Here is a 13537-nt window from a genome sequence, read left to right on the forward strand (position 1 = left end):
AATACAGATGGATCTGAAGAACTTGCGCTATTTCGTGGAAGTGACAGAGCATGGCAGCTTCTCGAAGGCATCCCACAACATTCACGTCACCCAATCGGCGCTTAGCAAAGCCGTTCAATTGCTCGAAGAAGAACTGGGTACGACGCTATTGATTCGCAGCCGTCCAGGCGTGCCGTCACGCTTGACCCCGTCGGGCGAAGTGGTATTCCACCACGCCAAAGGGTTACTGAGCCGCAGCAAGCAAATGCTGACCGACGTAAGCTTGCTTAATAGCCTCGTCACCGGCGTCCTTCGGCTGGGGCTACCTCCTTTAGGTAGTACCGATCAAGTAGCGGTCGTGTTGACCGAGTTTCGGCGACGCTTTCCCCAAGTGGAACTCCAATTGCGTGAACAAGGAGGACAAGCCCTGGAAGAGGCCGTTCGCAAGGGCGAGATCGAACTGGCTATCAGTCTGCGACCAGAGGGCGACGACCTGGCTTGGCTTCCGATTTGTGAGGAGCCACTCGTTGTCGTCCTGCCGCCTCGCCACCCACTCGCCAGCCGCCATCGACTGACGCTGCCAGATTTAGCGCATCACCCATGGGTACAGCTACAGGGTGCCTCTATCCTCAATCACCGCATTAAGCACTGTTGCCCTGCTCTGGACGTCAGCCGTCTACAGACAGCCAAGAGCGACAACCTGGCCTTTTGCCTGTCATTAGTGGCCGCGAATGCAGGCCTGATGGTATTACCCAGGCTATTGGCTCAACACCATATCCCGCCAGGCGTGGAAATCGTCCCGCTCGAATGCACCGAACTGCAGTGGCAACTCGTCGTAATCTGGCGCAAAAACGCACAGCTGTCGGTAGCTGCACAGCAATGGCTTGAACTGTTGGCAACCGACGCTGGCCAATAATTTGGCAAATCTTCTCCGTAGCCCCCCGCGCTAAAAAACAAAGGTCTATACAAATGTGACCCAGCGCTTTTGCTGGACAGTGGACGAACAAATTCCCGGCAGCCGGCCACACTCGACGTCTTCAGCATTGCGGACAACGGCACGGTGTCCAACGGCAAATACAGCCCCTGTTCGATCAGATCAGGGGCGCCGTCGCATACAAAAACGCAACACTGAACTGCCTCGATTGTGATGGCCGATGCACAGCGGGGTGTATATAGTCGCCCCACTGCACCCATCCCAAGGAAGAGATTGATGCGTGACCTGCACACCCTCACGGCCGCCGAACTGCTGGCCCGATTCGCCAGCCGGCAACTCACTCCCATCGACTACTACGACCAGCTTCTGACCCACATCGACCGCTGGGAGCCGCAGATCAATGCGCTCTACGCCTTCGACCCGCAACAAGTGCGTCAGCAGGCCCAAGCCTCCACCGAACGCTGGAACAAAGGCCAACCCAACGGCGCCCTCGACGGTGTGCCGGTGACCCTCAAGGAACTGATCGCCACCGAGGGCCTGCCCATCCCTTTGGGCAGCGCCGCCACCCGCCTGACGCCGGCGCTGAAGGATGCACCGCCCGCCGCGCGCTTGCGTGAAGCCGGGGCAATCATCCTGGCCAAGACCACCGTTCCGGATTTCGGTATGCTCTCTTCAGGCCTTTCCAGCTTCCACGGCATCACCCGCAACCCCTGGAACACAGCCAACAACACTGGCGGCTCGAGTTCCGGGGCGGCGGCCGCCGCAGCAGCCGGTTACGGGCCGCTACACGTCGGCACCGACATTGGCGGATCGGTGCGACTGCCCGCGGCTTGGTGCGGGCTGGTCGGCTTCAAGCCGACGCTGGGGCGCATCCCCATCGACCCGTATTACACCGGCCGCACGGCCGGCCCCATGACTCGCACGGTCGATGATTGCGTGTTGTTGATGCAACACCTGGCCCGCCCCGATTCCCGCGACGCTACCAGCCTGCCACCGCTCACCACTGAATGGAGCAATCAGCCGCTGTCGGTAAAGGGCCTGCGTGTCGGCCTGATGCTCGAACCCGGCGCCGGCCTCGCACCTGAAGATTTCGTCTGTAAAGCCGTGGAGCAAGCAGCGGGGATGTTCGAAGCCCACGGTGCCAAGGTCACCTTGATTGCGCCGATCATGGACCGCGCCCAGCTCGACGGCCTCGACCAGTTCTGGCGCGCTCGCCAATGGGCCGAACTGTCGGCCTTGAGCAGCGAGCAGTTCGACAAAGTCTTGCCGTACATCCGCGACTGGGCCGCCCCAGGCGCCGATATCACCGGAGTGGAAGCCGTACGGGGCTTCAATCAGACCTTCGAAATGCGCCGCCGCACCGCTCAGTTGTTCGACACATTCGACCTGGTGCTCTCCCCCACCAACCAGATCAACGCCTTTGCGGCCGACTGGCCGTCACCGAGCAATGACCCGCAGCAACCGTTCGAACACATCGTGTTCACTGTGCCCTGGAACATGGGCGAACAACCGGCGCTGTCGATCAATTGCGGTTTCGCCGCCGACGGCATGCCCATCGGGCTGCAGATGATCGCCCCGCGCTTTGCCGATCAATGGCTGCTGCAAATCGCAAAAACCTACGAAAACTGGCGTGGCGCAATCCACTGCTGGCCGAATCCTGCCTGACTTCGACCCTTCAAGAACTCCCCTCCCATCTTGTAGCTCCGGGCCGTCCTGGCCAGAGCTCTATCGACCTGAAAGGCAATGGAATGCCCACACAACAATTGACACGACCCGATCCTGCACTCGACACATCACCCCCGGACGCCGGCAAGAAGAGCATCTTCGCTGTAGTCCTGGGTAACGCCGTGGAATTTTTCGACTTTGGTGTATACGCAACTTTTGCGGTGATGATCGGCCACACGTTTTTCCCGTCCGACAGTGCCTTCGTCAGCCTGATGCTATCGGTCGTCGCGTTCGGCACCGGCTTTATCGTCCGGCCCCTGGGTGCGGTGCTGATCGGCGCCTACGCAGACCGCGTCGGGCGCAAACCGGCGATGCTTCTGACCCTGGTGATGATGGCTGTGGGCACCGGCAGCATCGCGATATTGCCCGGCTACGAGACCATCGGCATCGCCGCGCCGATCCTGCTGGTGGTCACCCGCGTGATCCAGGGCCTGGCTTGGGGCGGTGAAGCCGGCCCCGCCACCACCTACATCCTTGAAGCGGCCCCCCCCCACAAACGCGGCACCTACGCCTGCTGGCAAGTGGTTGCCCAGGGCGTCGCCGCCATGGTAGCCGGGCTGGTGGGGTTCATCCTGACAAAAGTCCTGTCCCCGGAAGACCTCAATAGTTGGGGCTGGCGCGTACCGTTCGTGTTCGGCCTGCTGGTGTTGCCGATCGGTATCTACATCCGCCGCAATCTTGCCGAAACCTTCCACGGCCATAGCGAGCAAACCAGCACCGGCGACCTGGTACGGGAAATAGGCGGCAAACACCGGCGCGCTCTGGTGTTGGGGCTGCTGATTCTTTCCGGCAGCACCATCACCCAGTACTTCCTGAACTACATGACCACCTTCGCCCTCACCGAATTGAAGCTGCCCACCAGCATTTCCATGCTCTCGACCCTGGTGGCCGGTGCTGCCATGGCTGTGTGCGCGGTGGCGGGTGGCATGCTCTGCGACCGCTTCGGGCGTCGGGTGACCCTGATGACGCCCCGAGTGGTGTTGCTGTTGATCCTGTTTCCGGCCCTGCAACTGATGACCGAGCACCCCAGCCCGGCGACCTTCCTGCTGACCCTGGCGGTCCTCTCGGGTCTGCATGGCATGAGCGGCGCAGCGTTGATCGTGTTGCTGGTGGAGAGCTTCCCGAAATCGGTGCGCGCCACCGGTTTCTCCATCGTCTACGCCTTCGGTGTAGCAGCGTTTGGCGGTACGGCGCAGATCATCATTACCTGGCTGATCGGCACCACCGGTGACCCGATGTCACCGGTCTGGTACCTGCTGATCGCTAACCTTGTGTGCCTGACCGCCGCCTGGTTCGCCAAGGAAACGCGTCCGTCGCTGCCCGAACGGCCCGCCCGCGAAATCCGGCTTGCAGAAGCCCAGGTCCGCTGATAAACGCGTCCCCAGGCCTTTCCGGGACGGTTGCCTTACATCTGATTTGTACGGGATTTACCATGTATCCACGTCTTTTGCTGGCCGTCACTTTGGCATCCAGCACCCAGGCTTTCGCTCAGCCATTTTCCCGAGAGCAAGCCCAAGCTAACGCGCCAGGCTTTCTGGAAGGCAGTACCCTGGACCTGAACCTACGTCACTACTATTCCAACCAACACACCAAACGCACCACTCACCTGATCATCAAGAAACCCGGCGGCATCGAACCCACCCGTGTTCGCGAAACCTGGGTGCAGGCGAGCATGCTCAAGTACAGCTCCGGCTATACCCAGGGCCTGATCGGCCTCGGCATGGATGCAGGGATCTTCAGTGCCGTAAACCTGGAGCGCGGCCACGGAAAGGTGGCCAACGGCGGCGACCGGGTGCTGGTAGACGGCGACGGCGATGCGATTCCCACATGGAGTCGCCTGGGTGTAGGTGATGTGCGTGTTCGCCTGTCCAACACCGAGCTCAAGGCCGGCCGGCTAATGACCGACAATCCGATCCTGCGCTACAAGGACAACCGCGCCCTGCCCTCCAGCTTCCAGGGCGTGGGCCTGTTCAGCAACGAACTCGACTGGCTGTCGATGCAGGGCGGCAGCTTCGAACGGGCGATTCCGCGCACCGGCACCGGCGCCGAAAAGCTGACCACCACCTTCGGCAACCGCGCCTACAGTGGCGCGCGCATCAGCTACCTGGGGGCTACGGTCAAACCGGGTTATGGGCTGGAAGCCAGCGTCTACGCGTCGCGTTTCGAAGACATGTGGGACCAGACCTACGTCGGCGTTACGCACCGCATGGGCGACCCAGGTGATCTGGCCCTCAAGACCGCCTTCAACTACTACCACACCAGTGATTCAGGCAAGAAGAACCTCGGCTACATCGACAACAACGCCGCCAGCCTGGCCTTCACCGCCACTCACCTGACCCATAGCCTGACGCTTGCCTGGCAGCAAGTATTCGGCAACGAGTACTTTGACTATGTGTGGGAATCCACTGGCAACTACATGGCCAACTCGTTATACGCGGACTACAACGGCCCCAACGAAAAGTCCTGGCAACTGCGCTACGACCTGGACTTCACGATCTACGGAGTCCCTGGTCTCACCGCCAGCCTGTGGCACGCCAAAGGCTGGGACATCGACGGCACCCACTACGACGGCGACCGCTACGGCCGCAATACCGGCTACAACGTGCGCGGCCTGGACGACGCGAAACACAACGAAAACGGTTTGATGCTGGGCTACATCATCCAGTCCGGAAAACTCAAAAACTCGGTGCTGCGCACCATCGTCTACAACCACCGCGCCAGCGGCGGGCAGATTGACGGCAGTTACGACGAGTTCCGCATCGTCGCCAACGTGCCGATCAACCTATTCTGAGGCTCAGTTCAGCGAACACAGTGCTGCATCGCACCCGCCATCGTTTCCTGGCACTTGAGCACCGCCACCGAACGGGGACGGTTGCGCTATACGCAGAGGTCGATGCGAATGCATCCGAGGCTCTCATCAGCAATCGACACGGCCACCAGCCCATCATCCAAGTCCCGCATATCTGCCTCTACCCAGGGCAGAGTCAACGTCTAACGATGACCGTGGATTTACACGGACCTCGGTAAACTAAAAATCCCCGTAATCACTTGCTGATACGGGGATTTTTTGCGTCTTGGGATCTCCCCCGGCGCTAAAAAGCAACCCAGATGCATTGTCTGGTTGTCCTGACCGGTAATTGGATGGACCATTGCCGACTTATATACGGCATTGTTTGAACGGCATGGCCTGTTTGAGGGCTTGGTTTCGAATGCTGTTTCAGTCGCGAATGTTCATGAATACCTGCTTAGAGTCCCTTTATGACGGCCCACATTTATTCACAACCCGGTCGCTTTTCCCGGTCTGACTACAAGACCCTGGGTCTGGCGGCGCTGGGTGGCGCACTGGAAATCTACGACTTCATCATCTTTGTGTTCTTCGCCCTGACCCTCAGCCAGTTGTTCTTTCCGCCAGAGATGCCTGAGTGGCTGCGCTTGCTGCAGAGTTTCGGGATTTTCGTCACCGGCTATCTGGCACGCCCGCTGGGCGGCATTCTGATGGCGCACTTCGCTGATCGAGTGGGGCGCAAGCGGGTGTTCAGTCTGAGCATTCTGATGATGGCCTTGCCCTGCCTGCTGATCGGGATCATGCCGACCTATGAACAGATTGGTTACTGGGCCCCCTTGATCCTGCTGCTGTTGCGGGTGCTGCAAGGTGCCGCGGTGGGTGGCGAAGTGCCTAGCGCCTGGGTGTTCGTGGCCGAGCACGCCCCGGCCGGGCATCGTGGCTATGCCCTGGGTGTATTGCAGGCAGGATTGACGTTCGGCTATTTGCTGGGGGCATTGACCGCGACCCTCCTGGCGAGGGTCTACAGCCCCGTCGAAATCCTCGACTTCGCCTGGCGTTTCCCCTTTCTGCTCGGCGGTGTATTCGGAGTGATCGGGGTCTGGCTGCGGCGCTGGCTGAGCGAAACCCCAGTGTTCATGGCCTTGCAGGCGCGACGTGAGATGGATGCGGAGTTGCCATTGCTGACGGTGTTGCGCGATCACCGCCAGGCCATCCTGCCGGCGATGCTTTTGACCTGCGTGCTGACATCGGCGGTGGTGGTGCTGGTGGTGATCACCCCCACCGTCATGCAGAAAAGCTTCGGCATGAGTGCCAGCCATACGTTCGCGCTGAGTAGCCTGGGCATTGTGTTCCTGAATATCGGCTGTGTACTGGCGGGATTACTGGTTGACCGAATCGGCGCCTGGCGTGCGGTGCTGATTTATAGCCTGCTGCTGCCGGTAGGGACGGCGGTGCTCTACGCCAGTCTGATCAATGGCGGCTTCTGGATCGGCGGGGCCTATGCCCTGGCTGGCCTGACCTGCGGCGTGGTGGGCGCCGTGCCCTCGGTAATGGTGGGGTTGTTTGCGACTCGGATCCGGGTGTCCGGCATTTCCTTTACCTACAATATTGCCTACGCACTCTGGGCCAGTACCACGCCGTTGCTGCTGATCGGGCTGATGCCATGGAGCCCTTGGGTTTGCGTAGGCTATTGCGTAATCATGGGCACCGTCGGGGCCCTCATGGCATTGTTCTACGGTTTTCGCTCATCGTCCTCGGCTGATGTTTCGGTAGTTACGGGCGCCTGAACCTATGGGTAAAACCAGCACAACAAATGCTATGGCGGCTCCTTTATCGGGAGCCGCCAACGTTATGTTCAGACTCGGTACTTACTCCGATTGAAGAACATCGAAGACCCCGCCCCCACTCCCGCGATTGCAAAGATCCCGACATCGATGCCGCCAATGTAGGGCGGCAGCACAAACATCACGCCAAAGCCCAAACCGACCAGAGCAATACCCAGCCATTTCCTGAGTACGTAGCGTCTTACACAAATGTACAGCAGCATCATTCCCACGCAGGCCAAGGCATACTGACTGTAGAGACTCATGGGCCTATATTCCTTGGGACTTGATGATCATGGAAGACACCGAGCGTTGCGGTCCGATGCCGCCGCTGACTTGGGCGTCCAGACTTTTTGCGCAAATGGCAATCTCGGCTGCTGACGCCCTGTTAACACTACAAAATTTCTATGCAGGTCAGTCCGGTTCAGACCTTTTTGGTGCGTGGCAGGAAGATCGCCAACACCCCAAGCAGCGGCAGGAACGAACACAGGAAATACACATACTCGATGCCGTGGACATCCGCCAGATGCCCGAGCAACGCAGCGCCAATCCCGCCGAAGCCGAACATCAGGCCGAAGAACACCCCGGCAATCATCCCGACATTCCCCGGCACCAGTTCTTGCGCATACACCACTATGGCCGAGAACGCCGAAGCCAAAATGAAACCAATCACCACGCTCAACACACTGGTCCAGAACAGGTCCACATGGGGCAATAGCAGCGTGAACGGCGCCACACCGAGGATCGAGAACCAGATCACTGCCTTGCGCCCGATCTTGTCGCCGATCGGCCCGCCGAAGAAGGTCCCCGCCGCTACCGCACCGAGAAACAGGAACAGGTGCAACTGCGAACTGGACACCGACAGGTCGAATTTTTCAATCAGATAGAACGTGAAGTAACTGGTGAGGCTGGCCATGTAGAAATACTTGGAGAACACCAGCAACCCCAGTACCACCAGTGCGCTGATCACCCGGCCTTTCGACAAGCCGTGAGTCGCGGCCTGACCTTGTTTGAGCTTGAACAGGTTCAGGTGGTTGGCGTACCAACGACTGATCCGATACAGCACGAACAGCGCAAACAGCGCGAACAATCCGAACCACGCCACATGACCCTGACCGTAGGGAATGATGATCGCCGCCGCCAGCAACGGCCCGAAAGCCGAGCCCGCATTACCGCCGACCTGAAACGTCGACTGCGCCAGGCCGAAACGCCCGCCCGAGGCTAATCGCGCTACACGAGAAGCTTCCGGGTGAAAGGTCGATGAGCCGACACCGATCAACCCCGCCGCCAGCAGAATCATCGGGAAGCTACCGACCACAGACATCATCAGAATGCCGATCAATGTGCAGACAGTACCGGCCGGCAACAGCCAGGGTTTTGGATGACGATCAGTGTGGTAACCGACCCATGGCTGCAACAGCGAGGCCGTCAGTTGAAAGGTCAGGGTGATCAGACCGATCTGGGTGAAGGTCAGGCCATAGTTGGCCTTGAGCATCGGATAGATCGATGGCAGCACCGACTGAATCAGGTCGTTGATCAGATGTGCCAGCGCCACCGCGCCGATGATGCGCATGACCAGCGGACTGTTTTGCGAAGTGGCGGGCGCCGACGTGGCGGCGGCGGACTGAGCGTTGCTGATAGCCATGAGAGTTTCCGTACTGCGGATGGGTGCGCACTGGCAGGCCGGTCAATGTGCCATTTTTCGGTGCAGTAGCGCCATCCCCTTAGCCTGCTAACGACTTCAAAAAAGAAGGTGATAGCGCAAAGCCATGGTCTGAATCTTGCCTTGTTTATCCGCTTCAACGCGGCCCCTTACAAAGGGAACCGAGAATGGGAAGTTTCGCTACAGAGTCGGCCTACAGAGCGGACCAAGGGTGAACTTTCGAGGCCTTTTAGAAGGGCACAAGTCGCGGTCGCAATGACCTCGACGCACGCCAATGGTGCGTGGTGTCCAGAGGAGTCATGAGGCATGCAGGCTTTTTTATCACCGGGGATCGGGCTGCTGGGGCGTTTCGGCTTCGCGCGCAAATTTCAGCTGCTGTTTCTGCTGTTTATCCTGCCACTCGCGGGCAGTCTGTGGATGATCGGTCAGGATTATCGTGACAAGTTGAATCTGATCTCGGGCGAACGCGCCGGGGTTCGTCAATTGCTTGCCCTGGATGCGCTCGACAATCTGCTCACCGCCCAGCGTGACCGTGCCGCTCGTTGGCGCGCCACCGAAACCAATCGCCAGCCGACACCCGCAACCATCGCGGCGATGGCAGCGTTCGACGCGGTTCAGCCAGCCGTCGCCCAAGCCACTACGGACCTGGGCAATGCCCTGAAAACCGAAGGCGCCGAGGGCCAAATCCTCACCCGCTATCAAGCCCTGCAAACCGCGCTCACCGGCCTGGACTCGAAAAGCCTGAGCAGCGTCGGTTGGTGGCCGGACGGCTACGATCGCTTCACCAATGCCCTGAGTGCCCTGCAAGCCTTGCGCGAACAAATCGCGATGGACAATCGCCTGACCCTGGCGCCGTGGCTGGAAACCTGGTTGCTGACACAGATTTCTACCCAACATGCACCGGACCTGATCGAGCGCGTCGGCCGTCTTACCGCGGTCGGCCAGGCGTCAGTGGTCTCGGGGCAGTTCACCCTGCAAAGCCGCCTGCAACTGCGGGACTTGCGCAGCCGCATCGGCGATGCCCGGGAGCAGCTGGTGAAAACCGCCAGCCTGCTGGAAGCACGCCTGCCCAGCGCTCTGCAAACCTGGGCCGGGCAATACCACGACAGTCTCAAGCACCTGGACGCCGGTTTGAAAGTGCTGGACGAGGGCGTCTTTGGCGGCAGCATCAATCTCAAGCCGGAAGACTTTGAACGCAGCCTCGACGCCCTCCTCGGCGACCTCGCCTCACTGCGCCAGCAGTCGTTGGTTTCGCTGGATCAGCGGCTGGATTATTACCACGGCTCGGCCATCCGCCAGTTCATCCTGGTGGCGACAGTTTTTGGCTGCCTGCTGTTGGCCGCGTTGTACCTGTTCATCTGTTTGCAGGCCTCGATCCGTCGCAGCGCCAGCGGCATCACGCTGTTGGCCGAAGCGTTGCGCGACGGCAACCTGAGCCTGCAAGTACCGGTGCAGGGCCGCGACGAATTGGCGGCGATCAGCACCGCCCTCAACGTCGCCGTGGTGCAATTGCGCAATAGCCTGCTGGGGGTCGATCACGAAACCCTGCAACTGAGCAATGCGGTGCGCATCCTCAACGATCACTCCAGCGGCGCGCTTGGCGAAGTCGAGGCTCAGCAGTTGCAGATCAGCCAGATCGCCGCTGCGGCCACGCAATTGGCCGCGACCTCTCAAGGGGTCGCCCAGAGTTGCGAACAGGCCTCAGGCAGCGCTCAGCACACCCAGCGCATCGCCGCCGACAGCAGCCGCGACAGTCAACGCACCACGGCGAGCATTCAGCAGCTCAATCAGCGCTTGAACGACACTGCGGCGGCGCTGGGTCGGGTCAGCGAGCAAGGGCAGCAGATTCAATTGGTGGTCGATACTATTCGCGGCGTCGCCGAGCAGACCAACCTGCTGGCCCTCAACGCCGCCATCGAGGCCGCACGGGCCGGCGAACAGGGTCGTGGCTTTGCCGTGGTGGCCGATGAAGTACGCAGCCTGTCGCAACGTACCCAGTCCTCCACCGCGCAGATCGCCGGCACCGTCGACAGCCTGCGCAGCACCGTCAACGAAGCCGTAAGCCTGATGGAAGCCGCCTGCGGCCAGGCACAATCGGACGCGCAAGCGGTCACCGGTCTCGGCGAGCGACTGGGGGAAATCGCCAGCGCGGTGCAGAGCGTCACCGACACCCTGGCGCAGATCGCCACCGCCGTCGAAGAGCAAGCGAGCACCGCCGATGAAGTCAGCGGCAACATCCAGCAAGTCGATCAGGCGGCGGTACGCTTGCTTGAAGGCGCACGGGCGGTGAACCTGGCGGCGGACACCTTGAGCCAGGGTAGCAAGGCCCTGAGTGCGAATACCGGAAGATTTCAGCTCGGTTGACACCCTCCCCTGGCCCGATTTTTCGGGTCAACGGGATAAGCGGTTGAAAGTGTGGAGAAATATTTTAGATTTACGCTTGACGCATCTTCATTCCAGGTGAATAATGCGCGCCACTTGGCTACATAGCTCAGTTGGTTAGAGCATAGCATTCATAATGCTGGGGTCCGGGGTTCAAGTCCCTGTGTAGCCACCAAGTACTAAAAACGGCTTACCGAAAGGTAGGCCGTTTTTTTATGCCTCGAGAAAAGTGGCGAGGAAACCCTGATTTGCGTACCACTCTCTCGGCCGATAAAGTCCCCGGACCTTTTATCCCATGGACGGAGTGCCCTGCGTGTTCTCAGCCTTCCACTTGAGCCGCTATCGCCTGTCAGCCTTTTCGCTGATCACCACCGCTTTAACCCTCGCGGCGTGTAATGCACCGCCCTCTTCGCCGTCAGCCTCTACTCTGCCGGTCGCCCCGGAAGTCGCCTCCGCTTATCGCACCGACCTGCAGACCCGGCATGCCTCCAAATACATGGCCGCAGCCGCCAACCCACTGGCAGCCGAAGCCGGACGGGAGATGCTGCGTCAGGGCGGCTCGGCGATTGATGCAGCCGTTGCCATGCAAGCGGTGTTGACGCTGGTCGAGCCGCAATCGTCGGGTATCGGCGGTGGCGCATTGATTGTGCTGTGGGATGGCAAGGCTGTGCGCACCTACGACGGTCGCGAAACCGCTCCGGCCGGCGCCACCGAGAAACTGTTTCTGCAAACCGATGGCAAACCGATGCCGTTCACCCAGGCACAGATCGGCGGGCGCTCGGTGGGGACGCCGGGTGTGTTGCGAGTGCTGGAACTGGCCCATCAGAAGCACGGCCGCCTGCCGTGGGCGAAGTTGTTCGAGCCCGCCATCAAGCTTGCGGAACAAGGCTTCGCCATTTCGCCACGACTGCATCAGTTGATCGCGGCGGATGCGTTCATACCGCGCTCACCGGACATGGCCGCCTACTTTCTGAATGCCGATGGCAGCCCGAAAGCCATCGGTACGCAACTGAAAAATCCGGCACTTGCCGCGGCGCTGAAACGTATTGCCAAGGAAGGTCCCGATGCCCTGTACAAGGGACCGATCGCAAAAGAGATCGTCGCCAGGGTTCAGGGCCATACCAACCCCGGCAGCCTGTCACTGAACGACCTCCAAGGCTACGAGGCCAGGGAACGCACGCCGCTGTGCACCGACTACAAACGCTGGCAAGTCTGTGGCATGCCGCCACCGTCATCGGGCGGGATCGCCGTGGCGCAAATCCTCGGCACCTTGCAGGCGTTGGAATCCCGCGATACGCGTTTTGCCCTGGCACCACTCAAACCGGTCAAGACCAGCAAACCGGCGGGCATCGAACCAGCCCCGGAAGCTGTGCACCTGATCGCCGAGGCCGAGCGCCTGGCTTACGCCGATCGAGCGCAGTATGTCGCCGACACCGACTTCGTACCCGTGCCGGTAAAAGGTCTGATCGACCCAACGTATCTGGCCAGCCGCGCCGAGTTGATTGGCGACCGCAGCATGGGCCTGGCCAAACCCGGCACCCCGCCGGGGATTCAGGTTGCCTATGCGCCGGACCGCTCGCCACTGCGCATTTCCACGTCACAAGTAGTGGCGGTCGATGACGAAGGCGGCGCCGTGTCCATGACCACCACTGTGGAAGCAGCGTTTGGCTCGCACCTGATGGTCCAGGGTTTCCTGCTCAACAACCAGATGACCGACTTCTCGTTCATCCCCGAAGAGAACGGACAAAAAGTCGCCAACCGCGTCGAACCGGGTAAACGCCCGCGCTCGTCCATGGCGCCCACGCTGATCTTCGACCGGCAGAACGGCGAGTTCCTGGCCACCGTCGGCTCCCCCGGTGGTTCGCAGATCATCGAATACGTGGCCAAATCCACCATCGGCCTGCTCGACTGGAACCTCGACCCGCAAGCGGCCATCAACCTGCCCAACTTCGGCAGCCGCAACGGCCCGACCGAACTGGAACAGGGGCAGTTCAGCGCAGAGCTGATTCAGGCACTGAAGGAAAAAGGGCACAGCGTAAACGAGATCGACATGACCAGCGGAACCCAGGCGATTGTTCGGGTCAAGGATGCGCAGGGGAAAGCGGCGTTGGACGGCGGGGCCGATCCACGGCGTGAGGGGGAAGCGTTGGGGGATTGAGTCATATGCAGAAATGAGAAAAGGCTTACCGGGAGGTAGGCCTTTTTTTATTAGCGAAGAATCCAGGTCTGATCAAGCCGCAGAATCA

At 60.5% G+C, this 13537-nt stretch carries 9 protein-coding genes and 1 tRNA gene; 8 read left to right on the forward strand and 2 right to left on the reverse strand.

The window, feature by feature from the left end:
• Positions 1-7 precede the first annotated feature (7 nt).
• From ACZ3HH_RS28190 to ACZ3HH_RS28210, 5 genes are all read left to right on the forward strand, one after another.
• Positions 8-895 carry a LysR family transcriptional regulator gene (locus ACZ3HH_RS28190; protein ID WP_465809626.1) on the forward strand — a complete coding sequence of 296 codons (888 nt, stop codon included), beginning with the start codon at positions 8-10 and terminating at the stop codon, positions 893-895.
• A 294-nt stretch (positions 896-1189) separates the two neighbouring features.
• On the forward strand, positions 1190-2578 hold the full coding sequence (locus ACZ3HH_RS28195) for an amidase (RefSeq protein ID WP_465809628.1): 1389 nt from the start codon (positions 1190-1192) through the stop codon (positions 2576-2578).
• Positions 2579-2661: 83 nt separating this feature from the next.
• Positions 2662-4008, forward strand: coding sequence for a citrate-proton symporter (locus tag ACZ3HH_RS28200; RefSeq protein ID WP_465809630.1), 1347 nt, complete (start codon positions 2662-2664; stop codon positions 4006-4008).
• Positions 4009-4070: 62 nt separating this feature from the next.
• A complete protein-coding gene (locus ACZ3HH_RS28205) occupies positions 4071-5429 on the forward strand; it encodes an OprD family outer membrane porin (RefSeq protein WP_465809632.1) in 1359 nt (452 codons plus the stop codon).
• 467 nt (positions 5430-5896) lie between these two features.
• The gene (locus ACZ3HH_RS28210) at positions 5897-7210 is read left to right on the forward strand and encodes an MFS transporter (protein WP_465809634.1); all 1314 of its coding nucleotides are present in this window, start codon (positions 5897-5899) and stop codon (positions 7208-7210) included.
• A 68-nt stretch (positions 7211-7278) separates the two neighbouring features.
• Here the strand turns inward: ACZ3HH_RS28210 and ACZ3HH_RS28215 are convergent, their stop codons facing one another.
• Together ACZ3HH_RS28215 and ACZ3HH_RS28220 are read right to left on the reverse strand one after the other, a co-directional pair.
• Positions 7279-7512 (reverse strand): hypothetical protein, encoded by a 234-nt coding sequence (locus tag ACZ3HH_RS28215; protein ID WP_465809636.1) that lies wholly within the window; start codon positions 7510-7512, stop codon positions 7279-7281.
• A 158-nt stretch (positions 7513-7670) separates the two neighbouring features.
• Positions 7671-8891 carry an MFS transporter gene (locus ACZ3HH_RS28220; RefSeq protein ID WP_465809639.1) on the reverse strand — a complete coding sequence of 407 codons (1221 nt, stop codon included), beginning with the start codon at positions 8889-8891 and terminating at the stop codon, positions 7671-7673.
• Between the two features lie 324 nt (positions 8892-9215).
• On the opposite strand from ACZ3HH_RS28220, the gene ACZ3HH_RS28225 reads away from it, so the two are divergent.
• The 3 genes from ACZ3HH_RS28225 (at position 9216) to ggt (ending at position 13449) form a co-directional block, all read left to right on the forward strand.
• The gene (locus ACZ3HH_RS28225; RefSeq protein WP_465809641.1) at positions 9216-11273 is read left to right on the forward strand and encodes a methyl-accepting chemotaxis protein; all 2058 of its coding nucleotides are present in this window, start codon (positions 9216-9218) and stop codon (positions 11271-11273) included.
• 116 nt (positions 11274-11389) lie between these two features.
• Positions 11390-11466, forward strand: a tRNA-Met gene (locus ACZ3HH_RS28230).
• Positions 11467-11604: 138 nt separating this feature from the next.
• A complete protein-coding gene (ggt, locus tag ACZ3HH_RS28235; protein WP_465809643.1) occupies positions 11605-13449 on the forward strand; it encodes a gamma-glutamyltransferase in 1845 nt (614 codons plus the stop codon).
• Positions 13450-13537 lie beyond the last annotated feature (88 nt).

It is taken from the genome of Pseudomonas sp. PME37.24/025 (genome assembly GCF_055556615.1).